This is a genomic window from Streptomyces violaceorubidus (assembly GCF_000717995.1).
Classification (GTDB): Bacteria; Actinomycetota; Actinomycetes; order Streptomycetales; family Streptomycetaceae; genus Streptomyces; species Streptomyces violaceorubidus.
Window position 1 is genome coordinate 92,314 of record NZ_JODM01000013.1, and the last position, 18,153, is coordinate 110,466.

Genomic DNA, 18,153 nt, shown 5'->3' on the forward strand with positions numbered 1-18,153 from the left:
CCGAAGGACCGCGCACCCCGCCGGAGCCCGGCAGGGTGCGCGGAGGGAGGGGGACCCGGCGGCGGGCAAGGGCCTTCGTCACCGCCGCCGGGCCCGTTCGGGTGGGGTCAGCAGGCGCCGAGGTCCTGCCAGACACCCCATTCACCGGTGGTCCCGGGCTCCTCGCCCTTCGTCCACCACTTGGACTTCCACGTGTGCCCCCGGTGGGACACGGTGGTCCCCCCGCCGTACGACGCGGCCGCGTCCCAGGCCGGGGCGGCGCACTGCCCGGTGCCGTCCGTCGGACTGGGGCTCGGCCCCGGGGACTGGGTGCCCGTGGGCGTCGGCGTGGGGGTCGGCGACTGCGTCCCCGGGTCCACCACGGTCGTGCCCCGGGCGAGGTCGCCGGCCAGGGCGTACGCCTTGCCGCCGATCGTCACGGTCCAGTTCGACGGGGTCGACACGGGCAGGTAGTAGTTGAACGACAGGTCGACGCTCGCGCCGGGCGCCAGCGACTGCCACGCCGGAAGCTTCAGCGACACCCGGTGGAAGTCCCCCTTCAGACCGCCCGCGTTGCCGCCCGTGTGGTCGCTGCTGATGACCTTGGTGCCGAAACCGGACTGGTCGGAGGCGTTGCCCGGGGCCGAGGTCGCGTAGTCGAACCGGAACTCCGTGCCGCCCGGCAGCGCGGACTTCGTGTGGTTGGTGATCCGCAGCCTGGGTGTGATCGGGTAGTTGGAGTCGCCCAGTTTGAAGTCGGTGAACTCCACGTCCACGTCCACGGCCTCCGCGGGCAGTTCCGCGTTCGACTTCCGCGCTCCGTAGGGCGCGGCCGACTTGAACGTGTCGTACATCAGCGACGTGAGCGTGTCGCCCGGCTCGTACTGGCCCTTGGCGGCGTTCCAGCCGTAGTCGCCGGCCAACTCCCAGATCATCGCGCCGCCGATGCCCCGGTCCACCACGTAGTCGGCCTTGGCCCCGACCGACTGCTCGTCCTCGGTGGACAGGAAGACCTTCTTCTCGGCGTTCCACAGCCAGGGGGCGACCAGCGTCGCGTCGTACTTGCGGGCGTAGGTGCCGGTCAGCTTCGTGTCCGCCGGGAAGCCGTAGTCGGTGACGTAGTCGCCGACGATGCCCTTCTCCAGGTTCTTGGCGTGCCACATCGGGTTGGAGCCCGCCGGGGACTCCTTCCCGCCGGTGTCGAGGTCGTGCCAGAGGTTGTCGATGCCGACGGCGCCGTCACCGCACTTGGTCAGGCCGGAGCCCGCCGGACAGGAGGAGGCGGACGCCCTGCCCCACAGGCCGTCGGTGCCGCCCTGGACGTTCTTGTGGCCGCGGGTGTAGTAGGGCAGGCCGATGTTGATGCGGCCGGCCGGCATCGAGCCGCGGAAGTAGTGGTAGGCCCAGTCGGTGTTGAGGTAGCCGATGCCGCCGTACTGGGCACTGCCGTAGACACCCGCGGCGGCCAGCTCGGCGTCCTTGCCGTCGTCGAAGAGCGAGGCGTTCGGGCCGACGTACTCGTTCCAGGCGCCGTGCAGGTCGTACGACATGATGTTGACGTAGTCCAGGTACTTCTGGACCTGGAAGGTCTCCATGCCGCGCAGCAGGTACCCGGAGGACGGCGCCGCGACGGAGAGGAGGTAGTGCCTGCCGTCGGCGGCGCCCGCGCGGTCGAGCTTCTCGCGCAGCGTCTTCATGAGCGCCGCATAGCCCTTGACCAGCCCGGCCCGCCGGCCGTTCGCGAAGGACCAGTCGAGCGGGTTGCCCGCGTCCTTCATGGTCGTCGGGTACTCGTAGTCGATGTCGACGCCGTTGAAGCCGTACTTCCTGACGAAGTCCACCGCCGAGTCCGCGAAGGTGTCGATGCCGGCCTGGTTGACCGCGCCGTCCGCCTTGGTGGCCATCGAGTAGAAGCCGCCCGAGTCCACGCGCGAGCCGTCGTCCGCGAAGTAGCCGCCCGTCTCGGCCCAGCCGCCCACCGAGATCATCGTCTTGACGTCCGGGTGCTGCTTCTTGAACTTGTTCAGCAGGTTGAAGTGGCCCTTGTAGGGGAGGCCCGGGTCCATCTCGGCGCCCGCGACGCCGGGCCAGGTCATGCCGGTCGCCGGGTTCTTCTCGCCGTCGGTACCGACGGAGAGCCGGTTGCCCCCGTCCACGTGCGCGAAGGCGTAGTTGATGTGGGTGACCTTGTCCCACGGGATGTCCGAGGCGAGGTAGGCCGGCTTGCCGTCCTTGCCCGTGCGCCAGCCGGTGAAGTAGCCGATCACCCGGCGCGGGTGGTCGGCGCCCATCTTCTCCCCGCCCGCCGAGTCGTAGACCGAGCAGTAGGGGACCTCGATGCCGGGAGTCCGGTAGAGGCCGTCGGGGCGGCAGGACTCCTGGCCGGCGGCCTGCGACGCGGTCGCCGGAAGGCCGGCGAGCAGCAGACCGGCGACGGCGGCGCCGGCCGCGAACAGGGCCGGCCCCGCTCTGCGGCGGGATCTGGGGCGTGAGGGGGAAGGCACAGTCGGTTCCTCTCCACGGAAGTTGCGCAGACCCTAGAGAGGACTAGACCAGTGAGTCAATAGGTATGGACCAATCTCAAGGAGGGCGGGTGGCGGGCCCAGTTGGGGCGCTCGCGGTGGGGTCCGGGACCGTGAAGAGCGTTCTGTGAGCCACCCCACACGCTCCGTCCGCATGGACGGGGATCAGTCGTGGCACACTGGCCGTGTACCAGAAGCAGCGCACTCCGGGGTCGGTGAAAGTCCGAACCGGCGGTTACAGTCCGCGACCCGGTCGCCTCCAGCGACCGGTTGACCAGGTGAAATTCCTGGACCGACGGTTAAAGTCCGGATGGGAGGCAGTGCGCGGCGGGCGAGCACAGGTGCGCGCCGCCGATTTCTGGGCGTGCCCGTCAGGGGCGCGTCCCGTCCGGCGTCGCCCCCGGTGTCCTCGTTCGTGAATCTGTCGTTCCGACAGCCCCGGAGTCCGTGCCCGAAGAGGCAGGAGGACCCGGGAAGTGTTCACCGGAATCGTCGAAGAGCTGGGCGAGATCACCGCCGTCGAGACCCTCGACGACGCCTGTCGCTTCCGCCTGCGCGGCCCCGCGGTCACCGAAGGAGCCCGCCACGGCGACTCCATCGCCGTCAACGGCGTCTGCCTCACCGTCGTCGACCACGAAGGCGACGAGTTCACCGCCGACGTGATGGCCGAGACGCTGAACCGCTCCAGCCTCGGCGCCCTCGCCGTCGGCTCCCGGGTCAATCTGGAACGCCCCACCGCCGTCGGCGCCCGGCTCGGCGGCCACATCGTGCAGGGCCACGTCGACGGCACCGGCGAGATCCTGGAGCGCAAGCCCTCCGAGCACTGGGAGATCGTCAGGATCTCGCTCCCCGCCGACCTCGCCCGCTACGTCGTGGAGAAGGGCTCCATCACCGTCGACGGCATCAGCCTCACCGTCGTCGACGCGGGACCCGACTTCTTCACCGTCAGCCTCATCCCCACCACCCTCGCGCTGACGACGCTGGGCATCAAGCAGCCCGGCGACCCGGTCAACCTCGAGGTCGACATCATCGCGAAGTACGTCGAGCGGCTGCTCGGCGCACCGGGGGGCACTCGGTGAACTGGCTCAACTCCGAGGCGTTCACGCTCTTCGACCAGCACATCAAGTGGTCGGACATGATCGGCAACGTGATCGGTCTGCTCGGCCTCGCCCTCGGCTGGCGGCGCTCGATCTGGACCTGGCCCGTGCAGTTCGTCTCCGGGCTCGTCCTCTTCGCGGCCTTCGCCACCGCCCACCTCTCGGGCAGCGCCGGCAAGCAGATCGTCGTCATGGTCGTCGCCGCCTGGGGCTTCTGGCAGTGGAACCGCGGCCGGCGGCAGAACCAGGACGGCTCCGTCGCCGTCCGGTTCGCCACCTGGCGCGAGCGCGGCGCGCTGGTCGCCGCGGCGGCCGTCGGCACCCTCGCGGTGGGCGCCCTGTTCACCGCCTACCCCACCCTGTCCTGGGACCCCTGGCCGGACGCGTACATCTTCGTCGGCACCGTCGTCGCCATGTACGCCCAGGCACGCGGCATGGTCGAGTTCTGGTTCGCCTGGCTGCTGGTCGACCTCGTCGGCGTCCCGCTGAACTTCGCCAACGGCTTCGCCTTCTCCGGCTTCGTCTACGTCCTCTACGGCGCGCTCGTCCTGTGGGGCCTGCGCGACTGGTGGCTGCGCTCGCGCAACGCGGCCCGCCCCCTTCCGGAAGGAGCGCCCGCATGAGCACGGCACCCATCCTCTACAGCCCCGACGGCATCGACGACCTCTCCCTGGACCCGGTCGAGCAGGCCGTCGCGGACATCGCCGCGGGCCGCCCCGTCGTGGTCGTCGACGACGAGAACCGCGAGAACGAGGGCGACCTCGTCATCGCCGCCGAGAAGGCGACCGAGGAGATCGTCGCCTTCATGATGACCGAGTGCCGCGGCCTGATCTGCGCCCCCATGGAGGGCGAGGAACTGGACCGGCTCCGGCTCCCGCAGATGGTCGACGACAACACCGAGTCGATGAAGACCGCCTTCACGGTCACCGTGGACGCCACCGCCGCCCACGGGGTCAGCACCGGCATCTCCGCCTCGGACCGCGCCACCACCCTCCGGCTCCTGGCGAGCGGTACCGCCGAACCCACCGACCTGGTCCGCCCCGGGCACATCTTCCCGCTGCGCGCCCGCCCCGGCGGCGTGCTCGTGCGCAACGGCCACACCGAGGCCGCCGTCGACCTCGCCCGTCTCGCGGGCCTGCGCCCGGCCGGCGCCATCGTGGAGATCGCCGGCGAGGACGGTCGCATGCTGCGGCTGCCCGAGCTGATCCCGTTCGCCCGCAAGCACGGCCTGACGATCATCTCCATCGAGGACCTCATCGCCTACCGGCGCAGCGAGGAACCCACCGTCCGCCGCGAGGCCGAGGTCCGACTGCCCACCAAGCACGGCGCGTTCACGGCGTACGGCTACCGCTCCACGGTCGACGGCGTCGAGCACATCGCGCTCGTCCACGGCGAGATCGGCGACGGCGAGGACGTCCTGGTCCGCGTCCACTCCGAGTGCCTCACCGGCGACGTCTTCGGCTCCCAGCGCTGCGACTGCGGCCCCCAGCTCGACGCCTCGCTGGACCGCATCCACGCCGAGGGCCGGGGAGTCGTCGTCTACCTGCGCGGCCACGAGGGACGCGGCATCGGCCTGATGTCCAAGCTGCGCGCCTACGAACTCCAGGAGCGCGGCCGGGACACCCTCGACGCCAACCTGGAACTGGGGCTGCCCGCCGACGCCCGCGACTACGGCGCCGGCGCCCAGATCCTCGCGGACCTCGGGGTACGCGCCGTCCGCCTGATGACCAACAACCCGGACAAGAGCGCGGCCCTGGAACGGCACGGCATCACGGTCACCGGCCGCGAACCCATGCCCGTCCAGGCCGGCGAGCACAACCTCCGCTACCTGCGCACCAAGCGGGACCGGATGGGACACGACCTGCCCTGGCTGGACACGACCCCCGTGTCCACCTGCGGCAACCAGTAAGCAAGTACGACGAGGAGACACGTGAGCGGCAAGGGTGCACCGGAACTGTCCGTACGCAACGTCGGGGACCTCAGGGTCGCCGTGATCGCGTCGCAGTGGCACGACAAGGTGATGGACGGACTGGTGGACGGCGCCCTGCGCGCCCTGAGCGAGCTGGGGATCGACGAGCCGACGCTGCTCAGGGTCCCCGGCAGCTTCGAGCTGCCGGTGGTCGCCAAGGTCCTCGCGGGCCGCGGCTACGACGCGATCGTCGCCCTCGGCGTCGTCATCCGCGGCGGTACCCCCCACTTCGACTACGTCTGCCAGGGGGTCACCCAGGGACTGGTCCAGGTCTCCGTCGACACCGGCGTCCCCGTCGGCTTCGGCGTCCTCACCTGCGACACCGAGGAGCAGGCCCTGGACCGGGCCGGCATCGAGGGCTCCAGCGAGGACAAGGGACACGAGGCGGTGACCGCGGCCGTCGCCACGGCGGCCACGCTCCGCTCAGTATCCGAACCGTGGCGCTAGGCCGTCCGGCACACGCGTAAAGTGGGGCCCACCATGTCCAAGAAGACTTTCGAGGAGCTCTTCACCGAGCTCCAGCACAAGGCCGCCCATGGCGACCCCGCCACCTCCCGCACCGCCGAGCTTGTGGACAAGGGGGTCCACGCCATCGGCAAGAAGGTCGTCGAGGAGGCCGCCGAGGTCTGGATGGCCGCCGAGTACGAGGGCAAGGACGCCGCAGCCGAGGAGATCTCGCAGCTGCTGTACCACGTCCAGGTGATGATGGTCGCCCGCGGCATCTCCCTGGACGACGTCTACGCCCACCTGTAAGTCACAGCCCCCCTTTTCCACCTCCACGCAAAGGAAGCCGACCTCATGCTGCGCATCGCCGTCCCCAACAAGGGTTCCCTGTCAGGCCCCGCGGGGGAGATGCTGCATGAGGCCGGCTACCAGCAGCGCCGCGAGGCCAAGGAACTGCGGATCGTCGACCCGGTCAACGAGGTCGAGTTCTTCTACCTCCGCCCCCGCGACATCGCGATCTACGTCTCCTCCGGCAAGCTCGACATCGGCATCACCGGCCGCGACCTGCTGATCGACTCCGGCGCCGACGCCGAGGAGATCCTCCCGCTCGGCTTCGCCCGCTCCACCTTCCGCTTCGCCGGCAAGCCGGGCACCGCGAACGGCGTCACCGACCTCAAGGGCCGCACCGTCGCCACCTCCTACGAGGGCATCGTCGCCGCCCACCTGGCCGAGCAGGGCGTCGACGCCTCCGTCGTCCACCTGGACGGCGCCGTCGAGACCGCCATCGAGCTCGGCGTCGCCGAGGTCATCGCGGACGTCGTGGAGACCGGCACCTCCCTGCGCAACGCGGGCCTGGAGGTCTTCGGCGAGCCCATCATGAAGTCCGAGGCCGTCGTCATCCGCCGCTCTGACGCGGAGCCCGACGACACCACCGAGCCCAAGGTCCAGCAGTTCCTGCGCCGCCTCCAGGGCGTCCTGGTGGCCCGGACCTACGTGATGATGGACTACGACTGCCGGGTGGAGCAGCTGGAGAAGGCCGTCGCCCTCACCCCCGGCCTGGAGTCCCCGACCGTGTCCCCGCTGCACAACGAGGGCTGGGTCGCCGTCCGCGCGATGGTCCCGGCCAAGGAGGCCCAGCGGATCATGGACGACCTGTACGAGATCGGCGCCCGGGCCATCCTGACCACGGCCATCCACGCCTGCCGGCTCTGACCCCTCGCCGTCCCGGAGCACGACCCGGAGCCACGCCATGCCCGACACCACACCGGACCACCCGCCGGCCCTGCCCGTCACCTTCCGTCCGGGCCGCACCCGTGCCGTCCTGATCACCCTCGCGGTCATCACCTTCGTGACCGTCACGGCGCTCGGGATGCTGCTCGGCGGCCTCGGCCCCGGCGAGCGCCTCAGCTTCGTGCTGACCGCCCTCGTCCTGGCCGGCGTGCTGCTCCTGCTCGCCCGGCCCCGGGTCGTGGCCGACGAGTCGGGCGTCACCGTGGTCAACCTGACCGCCAGGCGCCGCCTAGCATGGCCCGAGATCCTCCGGGTCAACCTCCGCCAGGGCGACCCCTGGGTCTTTCTCGACCTCAGCGACGGCACCAGCCTGCCCGCGCTCGGCATCCAGCCCGGCATCGCCAAGCAGCAGGCCCTCGCCGACGCACGTGCTCTGCGCGACCTCGTGGAGGCCCGTTCCGGTGCCCTCCCCGAGGCCCCGCGTGACTGACGCGGCGCCGCCGACCCTGCCGCGGGCCCCCTTTTCGTGATTAATCTGGGAACGAGGACGCGGCCGTCGCGTCCCCGCCCCCGTCGCTCCGCCCGGTGCGCGGGGTTCCTGCTACCCGAGGAGTGACTCCCTCCGGCGATGGACGGACCGTCCTGCAGTACCCGCGCCGCCCTCTGCTGTGACACCCCACAGGCGGCGGCATCATGACCACCCCCCTGCTGCTCCTGGCAGCCGCGTTCCTGCTGATCCTCGCCAACGGCTTCTTCGTCGCGGCCGAGTTCGGCCTGGTGACCGTCGAACGTCCCGACGCCGAGCAGGCCGCCGCGGCCGGCGACCGGCGCGCCCACCGGGTCGTCGAGTCCCTGAAGGAGCTGTCCTTCCAGCTCTCCGGCACCCAGCTCGGGATCACCATCACCTCCCTCGTCGTCGGCATGCTCGCCGAACCGGCGCTCGCCCGGCTGCTCGACGGCCCGTTCACCGCGATCGGCGTCCCCGACGGGGCCGTGCCCGGCGTGTCGGTCGTCGTCGGCATGCTGCTGGCCTCCGCGGTCCAGATGGTGATCGGCGAACTGGTGCCCAAGAACTGGGCGGTGTCCAAGCCGCTCCAGGTCGCGCGCTTCGTCGCCGGCCCCCAGCACGCCTTCGCCCGCCTCTTCCACCCGGTGATCGCCGCGCTCAACACGGTGGCCAACCGCCTGGTCCGCGCCCTGGGCATCGAACCCGCCGAGGAACTGGCCTCCGCCCGCACCCCCGGCGAACTGGTCTCCCTGGCCCGGCACTCGGCCCGGGCCGGCGCCCTGGAACAGGACACCGCCGACCTCTTCGTACGGACCCTGTCCCTCGGCGAGCTGACCGCCCAGCACGTCATGACCCCCCGGGTGAAGGTCAGCGCCCTGCACTCCACCGCCACCGCCGAGGACGTGGTCAACCTGACCCGTGCCACCGGGCTGTCCCGCTTCCCCGTCTACCGGGAGAAGATCGACGAGATCGTCGGCATGGTCCACCTCAAGGACGCCCTCGCGGTCCCCGTGCACGACCGGCTGCGCACCCCGGCCGGCCGGATCGCCCGCCCCGCGCTGCTCGTCCCCGAGACCCTGCCCGTACGGCCGCTGCTCACCCGGCTGCGCAGCGAGCAGCCCATCGCGGTGGTGGTCGACGAGTACGGCGGCACGGCCGGCGTCGTCACCCTGGAGGACATCGTCGAGGAGATCGTCGGCGAGGTCCGCGACGAGCACGACGGCCTCGACGTCCCCGAACTCGTCCCCGCCCCGCCCGAGGACGGGCGCCCCGCCTGGGACGTCGACGGCAGCTGCCGCGTCGACGTCCTGCGCCGCGTCGGCCTGGAAGCCCCCGAGGGCCCGTACGAGACGGTGGCCGGACTCGTCGCCGACCTGCTCGGCCGCATCCCGGCCGTCGGCGACCGCGCGGAACTGCCCGGCTGGCGGCTCTCCGTCCGCCAGGTCGGCCACTACCGCGCCGAGCGGATACGACTGGTGCGCACCGCCGCGGTCTCCGCGCTGGAGGCCGTCCGATGAGCGTCCTGCAACTCCTCTTCGCCGCGCTGCTCGTGCTCGCCAACGGCTTCTTCGTCGGCGCCGAGTTCGCCCTGGTCTCCGTGCGCCGCAGCCAGATCGAACCCCTCGGCACCGCCCGCGCCCGGCAGGTGCTGTACGGCCTGGAACGGCTGCCGCAGATGATGGCCGCCGCCCAGTTCGGCATTACCGTCTGCTCGCTGACCCTCGGCGCCGTCGCCGAACCGACCGTCGCCCACCTGCTGGAGCCGGTCTTCGAGTGGGTCCACCTGCCGCACGGCATGATCCACCCGCTCGGCTACGTCATCGCGCTGGCCGCCGTCGTCTTCTGCCACCTCGTCATCGGCGAGATGGTCCCCAAGAACCTCGCGATGGCCGCCCCCGAGAAGGCCGCGCTGTGGCTCAGCCCCGGCCTGGTCGCCTTCGCCCGCCTGTGCCGGCCGGTCACCGTCGCGCTCGGGGCCTGCGCCCAGGGCATCCTGAGGCTCTTCCACGTCGAGCCCAAGGACGAGGTCGAGGCCGTCTTCACCAGCGAGCAGCTCAACCGCCTGGTGGAGGACGCCGGTCAGGCGGGGCTCCTCGACCCGGAGGAACAGGAACGCCTGGAGGACGCCCTGGAGCTGGGCTCCCGCCCGGTGACGGACGTACTCCTCGCACGTGAGTCCCTGGTGACGGTCAGCCCCTCGGTCACGCCCGGCGAGATCGTCGCGCTCACCGCACGCACCGGGTACTCGCGCTTCCCGATCGCGGCGGACCAGGGCCCCTTCATGGGCTACCTGCACGTCAAGGACGTCCTCGACCTGGAGGAGTCCGAGCGGGCCGTCCCCCAGCACCTGTGGCGCCCGATGACCACCCTGCGCCCCGAACTCCCCCTGGACGACGCCCTCACGGTGATGCGCCGTGCGGCGACCCACCTGGCCCAGGTCACGGACGCGTCGGGCAGGGTCCTCGGTCTGGTCGCCCTGGAGGACGTACTGGAACTCCTGGTCGGCGAGGTACGGGACCCGGCCCACCGGGACGACGCCGCGCTCTCGCCGGCCCGGCGGAGCGGTCCGGCCCTGACCCAGGCGTCCTGAGCCGCGTCCGGGCTCAGAGCCGTCCCAGGGCCCGGTACCCCGAGGCCCGGTACCGGGCCAGCGTCGTCGCCCGGGCCTCTGCGGCCCGGGCGACCCGGTCGTAGTGCTCCTCCGCGAGCCCCAGGAACAGGTCGAGGAAGCCGGGGAGGGACCTGTCCCACTCGATCTCCCCCCAGCAGCTCTGGAGCGTCGCGTTCAGCCGGACCTGCCCGGTGCCCAGGTTCTCGATGCGGTACAGCGGCGCGGGCAGCGCGTGAAAGGGGGCCGTCCGCACATACGAGAACGTGGCGGTCCGGCCCGTCAGGGTGTACCCGACTTCGGTGATGAAGAAGGTGGCGCCGCTCTCGTAGAAGCGCAGCAGGTTGCCGACACTGCACACGCCGCCGTCCGAGTACCGGCCGTCCGCGAGGTCCTTGGACTTGAAGTCGACGCCCACCACCTCGCCCGCCGTGCTGAACCCGGCGTCGTAGATCGACCGCCGTCCGGGCCGGGGCAGCGCATCCGCGCCCCATGTCGCGCACAGGTCTTCCCAGCGGTCCGTGACCGCCTTCTCCACGTGCGCGCCGAACGCGCGCGCGTCCGGCTGCTCCTCCAGGCCGTGCGCCTCGATCACGGCGAGGAACGATCGGTCCAACGTGGTGGACCACTGGCGTGCGGCGGTACCGGTCAGCATGGAGCAACCATACGGAGGCGCGCTCCCGCCCGTCAGGGGCCCGGCGGATCCTGCGGCCCGCGCCCGCTCAGGACCTCCCCGTACGCCTGCATCAGATCCGGCAGCCGCAACGTCGCCAGGTCGTCCCGGGTCAGCGCCCCCGGATACACGGACAACCGCAGATCCCGGTACGCGCAGCTCTTCTCGTACAGCGTCCGCAGGAACCGCCCGTTCCCCAACTCGTCGATCCACCCCTGGTCCACCACGTGCCCGGCGATCGACCGCAGCTCGTCCAGCGCCTCCTCGTCCCACCCGTCGCCGTTCTCCGCCGCGAGCACCTCGCCGATCGAGGTCAGCTCCAACGGCCGGTACGACGGGAAGTCGACCCGGGTGGTGAAGCGGGAGGAGAGCCCCGGGTTGGCGCTGAGCAGCCGGTCCATGCCCTCCGGATAGCCGGCCAGGATCACCACCAGGTGGTCCCGGTTGTCCTCGGCCCGTTTCAGCAGCACCTGGAGTGCCTCGTCGCCGTACGCGTCGCCCTTGCCGTACCCGGAGTTGGACAGGGAGTACGCCTCGTCGACGAAGAGGACACCGCCGAGCGCGGAGTCGATCAGCTCGTTCGCCTTCACGGCGGTCTGCCCCAGGTACTCGCCGACCAGATCGGCCCGCTGCGCCTCCACCAGGTGGTCGCCGCCCAGCAGCCCGAGGGCGTAGAAGACCCGGCCCAGGATCCGGGCCACGGTGGTCTTGCCGGTGCCGGAGGGGCCCGAGAAGACGAAGTGACGTTTGGGCGGCTGCACGGGCAGGCCCTGACCGGCCCGCAGCCGCGCCATGTTCAGCTGCGCGGACAGCGCCTTGACCTGCCGCTTCACCGGTTCGAGGCCCACCATCCGCTCCAGCTCGGCGAGCGCCTCCTCCAGCAACGCGGGATCGGTGGGTCCGCTGGGCAGGGACGGGTCGGGTCCGCCCGCCTTCTCGCGCACCGACGGTCCGCCGAGCCGGGGCAGCGGGGCGGCCGGCTGGGGCTCGGGAGCGGAGAGCTTGACGTCGCGCTCCTCGGTGCCGAAGAACGGGTCGAGTCCGTCCAGGCCGTCCGCCCCCACCCCCGCCTGCGCGAGTCCCGTGAGGTCGGCCGAGTCGTCGTACCCGTCCCCCTCGGCGATCGCGGCCAGCCGGGCCGAGGTGTCCATGAACGCGGGGTCGACGCGGTGCACCGCCCGGTACAGCGGGAGCGCGGCGGCGCTGCGCCCGGTCCCCTCGTGGGCCCGGGCCAGCCAGTAGCGCAGTTCCTTGCGCTGCGGCTGCTCGCTGCGGCACCGCATCAGGGCCGCCGACAACAGCGGCTCGGCCTGCCCGTACATCTCCAGGCGGACCCGGGCCATGCCGCTGAACAGGCCGGCCTCGATGCCCAGTAAGGGGTCGCCGAGCAGCGGGTCGGTGTGCCGGACGAGCTGCTCCCAGTCCTTGACGAGATAGGAGCGGCACGCGTGCAGGAAGCGGACCTGGGGGTCGGAGTCCACCGGGGGCAGCCCGGCCAGGGCCCGGTCCAGCTCCGGGACGTGCCGGCCGTCCAGCCAGTGCGAGGCGTGCGCCAGCAGCAGGTCGCGCGGGTTCTCCAGCACCGGCTGCACCCACCAGCCCAGCCAGTACCAGGAGTTGAGCGTCCGGCGGTGGCGGGCCCGCTGCTCGCCGAAGCGGTCGCGGTTGCGGAACATTCGCAGGAGCGCGTTGGTGGTGTCCACGCGCAGGGCGTGCAGTCCCAGCCAGCCGTCGGCCATCGTGGGGTCGATCCGTACCGCCGCCCGGAACTCCTCCTCCGCCTGCGGGTAGGCCCCCATGGTGTAGGCGTCCACGCCGCGCAGCCAGGCGAGTTCGGCCGGGGCCTGTGGGCCCTGCGTGCCGAAGTCCATCACGTCCCCCACCTACCGTGCCCCCGTCGGTATGCCGCCGAGCCGTCGCCCGTCGGCCGCCTTGGTCAACGGCTGTACCGCGGACCGGAGTTGCAGGTGCGTGCGGCAATCTCCCGTAGGTCGCACCGAGGGCATCGTACCCGCGGCGGTCTTTCCTCCGAAGGGTGCGGGAGGGGTCGTTCCACGAGGTGGGAGCGGGTGGGGCGCAGGGCCGAACGGTGACTGAGGGTGAGCGTACGGCGCCGCGGAGCAGCCGGAAAACAGCCTCGGGGCAGAACGAAGCCCCCGATCACGGGGGAACAACCGGGGGCTTCGCGTCTGCCGGCGGCTTCGAGCTGCCGCACATCCAGAACGTAAGACCTGTACGGCCCCCGGGTCAAGCGAAGTTGGGGCACGTCGGCGCGTTGTCCGTGTGCGATCTTCACGAGTTCAGCACATTGCGGAGGGTCCGTCACTCTGGGTGAGGAAGTGGGCTCCGGAGGTGGTTCCCGCGGGCCCCGGCAGCACCTCGTACCCCTGTTCGCGCTGTCGCACCAGAAGGTGCGCGAAGGGGCGAGAGGGGTCTTCGGCGAAGTGCCGGCGCTCGGCCGGGATCCACCCGTCCCAGAACGTCCGCTGTTCCGCTCCGTCGCGCGCCCGTCCGCGTTCCCACGCCCGTTCCCGGGGCAGATCCATCCAGAGCAGCCCGGCCAGGTGCGGCCGCAGCGCCTCGCGGCCGGCGCCGACGCCCTCGACCAGGATCAGGGGAGCGGGCGGCAGCGCACGGGGGGTGCCGAACCGACGGGCCCGCCAGTCGTAGGGGGTGTAGTGGGCGGTGTCACCGCGCCGCAGGGGCTCGATCACCTGGTCGAGCAGTCGTGCGGTCCAGTCGAACAGCTCGTCGTGACTGGCGATGTCGTCGAGGTGCAGCACCGGCACGCCGCCCAGCTCGGCCGACAGACGTCCGGCGAACGTGGACTTCCCGGACCCGGCGTACCCGTCGACACCGATCAGACGCACCGAACCGCAGGAGGGGGGAAGCCGGCGGAGCCGGGCTGCGAGGTCGAGGATGGCGGGTCCCGTGGGCGACGGAGGCGGACACGTTCACCCGCACTCTAACCAGTGGTCGACACCAATATTGGTGGCGCGGCGTGCGTGGAAGTGCTGGCAGGAGCGGGCGGCTGCGGCCATAGTTGGCGCACGACCGTGCAAGACGGATCCGCCCGACCCGGACACCTGGGGGTCTCCCGCCCATGAGCAGAGTCGAACAGCCGTCCCGCAGAGCCCTCCTGGCCGCGGCCGTCGCCGCGGCCGCGGTGGCGGGCGGCGCGATCCCGGCCGTAGCCCAGTCGGCGCCCGGCGCCGGTGGCGGCGCGGACCCCGGCCGGGCGGGCGCCCGGCCGGTGGACTACCACGCCTGGACCACCTACGGCGACTGGCGGGCCGGGGCCGTCCGCGGGGCCCGCCCCGTCGCGGGCGCCCGCCCCGGCGTCGTGATCGGCGCCCCGGCCGGCACCACCGACTACACCGACCCGCACACCGGCACCACCGCCGCCTGGGAGTACGCGACCTGGACCTCTCCCGTCCACCGGCTCACCGTGCCCTCGACGGAGGTCATCGCCTCCTGGAACGCGCACACGCCGGCCGGCACCTGGATCCAGGTCGAGCTCAAGGGCACCTACTCCGACGGCACGGACACGCCCTGGTACGTGATGGGCCGCTGGGCGTCGGGCGACGGCGAGCAGGACATCCGGCGGACCTCCCTCGACGACCAGAGCGACGGCAGGAGCAGCATCTGGACCGACACCTTCTCCGTCGACGACGCCTCCACCGGCCTGCGCCTGGTCTCCTACCGGCTGCGGCTCACCCTCCACCGCCGCCCCGGCACGCGCGTCACGCCCACCGTCTGGCGGCTCGGCGCGATGGGCTCCGACATCCCCGACCGCTTCACCGTGCCGGCCTCCGCCCCGGGCCACGCCGGGGAACTGCGCGTCCCGCGCTACTCGCAGGAGATCCACAAGGGCCAGTACCCCGAGTACGACAACGGCGGCGAGGCCTGGTGCAGCCCCACCTCCTCGCAGATGATCGTCGAGTACTGGGGCGGGCGCCTCACCGAGGAGCAGCTCGCCTGGGTCGACCCCTCGTATACCGACCCGCAGGTCTGCCATGCCGCCCGGTACACGTACGATCACCAGTACGCCGGCTGCGGCAACTGGCCCTTCAACGCCGCCTACGCCGCCACGTTCGAGGGCCTCCAGGGCGTGGTCACCCGCCTCGGCTCCCTCGCCGACCTGGAGACGCTGATCGCGGCCGGCATCCCGGCCATAACGTCCCAGTCGTTCCTGGAGGAGGAGCTGACCGGCGCGGGCTACGGCACCTCGGGCCACCTGATGACCGTGATCGGCTTCACCGCCGACGGCGACGTGATCGCCAACGACCCGGCCTCGGACGACAACGACGCGGTGCGCCGCGTCTACCGGCGGCGCGAGTGGGAGAACATCTGGCTCAGGACGAAGCGGTACAACGCCAGTGGCAAGGTCGTCTCCGGCACCGGCGGCGTCTGCTACCTGTACTTCCCGGCCCGTCCTGGCCCACTCCAGCGCAAGGCTCTCGCGGCGGTGGGGGTGCGCTGAGCGGCCGGGCCGCACGGCTGTGACCAAGCTCTCGGACGCAAAAGCCGCTCACAGTGGCAAGGTGGACACCGTGAGCGGGGGGACTCCGCCGAAGCCCGACCCGAGAGCAGCGAGAAGCCATGACCGCACACAGCGCAGCCGCCACCCGTGTCCGCACCGGCGGCCCCAAGGACGACGGCCCGAAGATCCTGGAACACGTCATGGGCTGGACCCTCGTCGTGGTGGTCGCGATGCTCGTGGTGCAGCTGGGCCTCCTGTGACGTGACCGGGGTGTGACCTGCCCCACGATCCGACCTGCCATACTGCGAAGCGTCCCGCCGCCCGTAGGAGACCAGGGTCGAAATTGAATATCAGTCAACAAGGTGCCGACGTCCGTCCCCGGGCGCGCGGCACCGAGCGCTCCGTGGCGCGCCGCGCCGAACTCATCGCCATCGGGCGGAGGTTGTTCGCCGACACGTCCTACGACGCGCTCTCGATGGACGACATCGCCCGCCAGGCGCATGTGGCCAAGGGGCTGATCTACTACTACTTCGAGTCCAAGCGGGGCTACTACCTGGCGATCATCCAGGACTCCGTCGCCGGCCTCGTCACCACCGCGGCGCGTGGCACCGAACTGCCCCAGGTGGACCGCGTCCACCGCACCATCGACGGCTACCTGCGCTACGCCGAGCACAACCACGCCGCCTACCGCACCATCGTCAGCGGCGGGGTCGGCTTCGACGCCGAGGTGCACGCCATCCGGGACGGGGTGCGCGAGGCGATCGTCGCCACCATCGCCGAAGGGGCCTACGGGCGCTCGGACATCGGGCCGCTGGCGCGTATGGGGCTGCTCGCCTGGGTGTGCGGCGTCGAGGGCGCCACCCTGGACTGGATCGCCCGCCCGGGACTGCCCCGCGAGATCATGTGCGAGCTGCTGGTGAAGTCGCTCGGCGGCACGCTGCGCGCCATCGAGGAGCTGGACCCCGCCTACCCGGCCCCCGCCCCGGCCCGCCGGGACGACGCCTGACGAGGGGGCAAAGACCCGAGCCGGTCTCTGCCCCCTCGCCCCCCCCGTGGGCGCCGGGTGGTTCAGTCGATCGCCTTGATCAGCTCACCGTTCGCGGTGTCGCCGCTCAGCTCCCAGAAGAAGGTGCCGCCGAGGCCCTGCTCGTTCTTGTACGACATCTTGGTGGCGATGGTCTGCGGAGTGTCGTAACTCCACCAGTCGTCGCCTCACTTGGCGTACGCGGTGCCGCCCACCGTGCCGGTCGCCGGGCAACGGGTCTTCAGCACCTTGTAGTCCTCGATGCCGTCGTCGTACGTGCCCTTCGCCGGACCGGTGGCGGTGCCGCCCGGTCCCGACTGGGTGACGCCGGTCCAGCCGCGGCCGTAGAAGCCGAGCCCGAGCAGGAGCTTGGAGGAGGGAATGCCGAGCCCCTTGAGCTTCGCGATCGTGGCCGAGGTGTGGAAGCCCTCCTTCGGGATGCCGGAGTACGAGGTCAGCGGCGAGTGCGGGGCGGTCGGCCCGGTGGCGTCCCAGGCGCCGAAGAAGTCGTACGTCATCGGGTTGTACCAGTCGACGTACGGGGCGGCGCCCGCGTAGTCGGCCGCGTCGATCTTGCCGCCGGCCGTGGCGTCGGCCGTGATCGCGGCGGTGACCAGGTAGTCCTGGCCGAACTTGGCGCGCAGGGCGCTCATCAGCTTCGGGAAGGCGTCGCGGCCGCTGGTGTCGCAGCTCAGGCCGCAGGCGTTCGGGTACTCCCAGTCGATGTCGATGCCGTCGAAGACGTCGGCCCACTTGGAGTTCTCGACCAGGTCGTAGCAGGACTGGGCGAACGCCTGCGGGTTCTGCGCGGCCTGCGCGAAGCCGCCGGACCAGGTCCAGCCGCCGAACGACCAGAGGATCTTCAGGTCGGGGTGCTTCTTCTTCAGCTTGAGCAACTGGTTGAAGTTGCCCCGCAGCGGCTGGTCCCAGGTGTCGGCGACACCGTCCACGGAGTCGGCGGCGGTGTAGGCCCGGTCGGTCGCCGCGTAGGCGTCGCCCATGGCGCACTTTCCGCCGGTGACGTTGCCGAACGAGTAGTTGATGTGGGTGAGTTCGTCGGCGGAGCCCGAGGACTCGATGTTCTTGACGTGGTAGTTGCGGTCGTAGACGCCCCATTCGGTGAAGTAGCCGACGACCTTGGACCCGGCCGCGGCCTGCGCGGCGGGGGCCTCGGAGGTGGCCGTGGCCGGGCCGGCGCCGGCCAGCAGACCGGCGCCGAGGGCGAGGGTGCACAGGGCGGAGAACAGCGTCCGGATGGGGCGGACGCGGGGGAGGTGCGGGACGTGCATCGGGTGTCTCCTCGTGGGGGGAAGAGGGAAACGCGCGCCGATTGGCATGAACGCGGTAAGGCGTTCGATCCGTCACCGTAGGAGGACTAGACCAGCATGGTCAATGGTTCGGACCATTCTTGGCTTCCGGCCATTCTCGGAATTCTCCGAGTAAGCGGTCGTTAACTGGTGACTCCATGCCTCCGATCGGGCATACTCACAGCGCACAGCCGCTGGTCAGCCGCTTCCGCGACCCGGGAGTGCGAGCATCGGCCAGGCCCGAACGACCGGCGGAGCCGCCTCCACCCAAGGCGCACGTCCGCCGATGTGCCCGACAGGGAGGAGAGC

16 protein-coding genes, 1 pseudogene and 1 riboswitch are annotated in these 18,153 nt (G+C 71.3%); of the genes and pseudogenes, 12 read left to right on the forward strand and 5 right to left on the reverse strand.

What is annotated here, in order from left to right:
• Window positions 1–107: 107 nt before the first annotated feature.
• Window positions 108–2,483, reverse strand: a complete 2,376-nt coding sequence (locus IE94_RS0117795) for a chitinase C-terminal domain-containing protein (RefSeq protein ID WP_030185142.1) — start codon at window positions 2,481–2,483, stop codon at window positions 108–110.
• Window positions 2,484–2,698: 215 nt separating this feature from the next.
• A riboswitch (FMN riboswitch) is annotated at window positions 2,699–2,829 on the forward strand.
• A gap of 148 nt (window positions 2,830–2,977) precedes the next feature.
• On the opposite strand from IE94_RS0117795, the gene IE94_RS0117800 reads away from it, so the two are divergent.
• From IE94_RS0117800 to IE94_RS0117840, 9 genes are all read left to right on the forward strand, one after another.
• Window positions 2,978–3,580 (forward strand): riboflavin synthase, encoded by a 603-nt coding sequence (locus IE94_RS0117800; RefSeq protein ID WP_030185144.1) that lies wholly within the window; start codon window positions 2,978–2,980, stop codon window positions 3,578–3,580.
• Entirely contained in the window at window positions 3,577–4,221 is a 645-nt protein-coding gene (locus IE94_RS0117805; protein WP_030185146.1) for a nicotinamide mononucleotide transporter family protein, read from the forward strand. The genes IE94_RS0117800 and IE94_RS0117805 overlap by 4 nt, the downstream gene beginning before the upstream one ends.
• Window positions 4,218–5,507 carry a bifunctional 3,4-dihydroxy-2-butanone-4-phosphate synthase/GTP cyclohydrolase II gene (locus tag IE94_RS0117810; protein WP_030185149.1) on the forward strand — a complete coding sequence of 430 codons (1,290 nt, stop codon included), beginning with the start codon at window positions 4,218–4,220 and terminating at the stop codon, window positions 5,505–5,507. The genes IE94_RS0117805 and IE94_RS0117810 overlap by 4 nt, the downstream gene beginning before the upstream one ends.
• Window positions 5,508–5,528: 21 nt before the next feature.
• Window positions 5,529–6,014 carry a 6,7-dimethyl-8-ribityllumazine synthase gene (gene ribH / locus IE94_RS0117815; RefSeq protein WP_030185152.1) on the forward strand — a complete coding sequence of 162 codons (486 nt, stop codon included), beginning with the start codon at window positions 5,529–5,531 and terminating at the stop codon, window positions 6,012–6,014.
• Window positions 6,015–6,047: 33 nt separating this feature from the next.
• A complete protein-coding gene (locus IE94_RS0117820) occupies window positions 6,048–6,320 on the forward strand; it encodes a phosphoribosyl-ATP diphosphatase (RefSeq protein ID WP_030185156.1) in 273 nt (90 codons plus the stop codon).
• A 45-nt stretch (window positions 6,321–6,365) separates the two neighbouring features.
• Window positions 6,366–7,223 (forward strand): ATP phosphoribosyltransferase, encoded by an 858-nt coding sequence (hisG, locus tag IE94_RS0117825; protein WP_030185158.1) that lies wholly within the window; start codon window positions 6,366–6,368, stop codon window positions 7,221–7,223.
• A 37-nt stretch (window positions 7,224–7,260) separates the two neighbouring features.
• Complete coding sequence (locus IE94_RS0117830) at window positions 7,261–7,731, forward strand: PH domain-containing protein (RefSeq protein WP_030185161.1); 471 nt, start codon at window positions 7,261–7,263, stop codon at window positions 7,729–7,731.
• 203 nt (window positions 7,732–7,934) lie between these two features.
• Window positions 7,935–9,266, forward strand: coding sequence for a hemolysin family protein (locus tag IE94_RS0117835; RefSeq protein WP_030185162.1), 1,332 nt, complete (start codon window positions 7,935–7,937; stop codon window positions 9,264–9,266).
• Entirely contained in the window at window positions 9,263–10,339 is a 1,077-nt protein-coding gene (locus tag IE94_RS0117840; RefSeq protein ID WP_030185164.1) for a hemolysin family protein, read from the forward strand. The genes IE94_RS0117835 and IE94_RS0117840 overlap by 4 nt, the downstream gene beginning before the upstream one ends.
• 13 nt (window positions 10,340–10,352) lie before the next feature.
• On the opposite strand, the gene IE94_RS0117845 is transcribed toward IE94_RS0117840, so the two are convergent.
• The 3 genes from IE94_RS0117845 to IE94_RS0117855 form a co-directional block, all read right to left on the reverse strand.
• The gene (locus IE94_RS0117845) at window positions 10,353–11,012 is read right to left on the reverse strand and encodes a hypothetical protein (RefSeq protein ID WP_030185166.1); all 660 of its coding nucleotides are present in this window, start codon (window positions 11,010–11,012) and stop codon (window positions 10,353–10,355) included.
• Window positions 11,013–11,044: 32 nt separating this feature from the next.
• Window positions 11,045–12,901 (reverse strand): AAA family ATPase, encoded by a 1,857-nt coding sequence (locus tag IE94_RS0117850; protein ID WP_030185168.1) that lies wholly within the window; start codon window positions 12,899–12,901, stop codon window positions 11,045–11,047.
• A gap of 429 nt (window positions 12,902–13,330) precedes the next feature.
• Window positions 13,331–13,900: a uridine kinase family protein gene (locus IE94_RS0117855; protein WP_245235273.1), complete on the reverse strand. Its 570-nt coding sequence runs from the start codon at window positions 13,898–13,900 to the stop codon at window positions 13,331–13,333.
• Window positions 13,901–14,133: 233 nt separating this feature from the next.
• On the opposite strand from IE94_RS0117855, the gene IE94_RS0117860 reads away from it, so the two are divergent.
• The 3 genes from IE94_RS0117860 (at window position 14,134) to IE94_RS0117870 (ending at window position 16,519) form a co-directional block, all read left to right on the forward strand.
• Window positions 14,134–15,513, forward strand: coding sequence for a peptidase C39 family protein (locus IE94_RS0117860; RefSeq protein ID WP_030185174.1), 1,380 nt, complete (start codon window positions 14,134–14,136; stop codon window positions 15,511–15,513).
• A gap of 119 nt (window positions 15,514–15,632) precedes the next feature.
• A complete protein-coding gene (locus tag IE94_RS39295) occupies window positions 15,633–15,773 on the forward strand; it encodes an SCO1431 family membrane protein (RefSeq protein ID WP_106977898.1) in 141 nt (46 codons plus the stop codon).
• An 83-nt stretch (window positions 15,774–15,856) separates the two neighbouring features.
• Window positions 15,857–16,519, forward strand: a complete 663-nt coding sequence (locus tag IE94_RS0117870) for a TetR/AcrR family transcriptional regulator (protein WP_030185175.1) — start codon at window positions 15,857–15,859, stop codon at window positions 16,517–16,519.
• Between the two features lie 62 nt (window positions 16,520–16,581).
• Here IE94_RS0117870 and IE94_RS35770 read toward each other — a convergent pair.
• Window positions 16,582–17,826: pseudogene (locus tag IE94_RS35770) on the reverse strand (glycoside hydrolase family 18 protein).
• Between the last annotated feature and the right edge of the window lie 327 nt (window positions 17,827–18,153).

Excerpts from the sequence above, each read along its gene's own strand:
- IE94_RS0117845 (WP_030185166.1), bottom strand. The coding sequence starts at position 11,012 with ATGCTGACCGGTACCGCCGCACGCCAGTGGTCCACCACGTTGGACCGA.
- hisG (WP_030185158.1), top strand. The coding sequence starts at position 6,366 with ATGCTGCGCATCGCCGTCCCCAACAAGGGTTCCCTGTCAGGCCCCGCG.
- IE94_RS0117835 (WP_030185162.1), top strand. The coding sequence starts at position 7,935 with ATGACCACCCCCCTGCTGCTCCTGGCAGCCGCGTTCCTGCTGATCCTC.
- IE94_RS0117810 (WP_030185149.1), top strand. The coding sequence starts at position 4,218 with ATGAGCACGGCACCCATCCTCTACAGCCCCGACGGCATCGACGACCTC.
- IE94_RS0117820 (WP_030185156.1), top strand. The coding sequence starts at position 6,048 with ATGTCCAAGAAGACTTTCGAGGAGCTCTTCACCGAGCTCCAGCACAAG.
- IE94_RS0117830 (WP_030185161.1), top strand. The coding sequence starts at position 7,261 with ATGCCCGACACCACACCGGACCACCCGCCGGCCCTGCCCGTCACCTTC.
- IE94_RS39295 (WP_106977898.1), top strand. The coding sequence starts at position 15,633 with ATGACCGCACACAGCGCAGCCGCCACCCGTGTCCGCACCGGCGGCCCC.
- IE94_RS0117860 (WP_030185174.1), top strand. The coding sequence starts at position 14,134 with ATGAGCAGAGTCGAACAGCCGTCCCGCAGAGCCCTCCTGGCCGCGGCC.
- IE94_RS0117840 (WP_030185164.1), top strand. The coding sequence starts at position 9,263 with ATGAGCGTCCTGCAACTCCTCTTCGCCGCGCTGCTCGTGCTCGCCAAC.
- IE94_RS0117850 (WP_030185168.1), bottom strand. The coding sequence starts at position 12,901 with ATGGACTTCGGCACGCAGGGCCCACAGGCCCCGGCCGAACTCGCCTGG.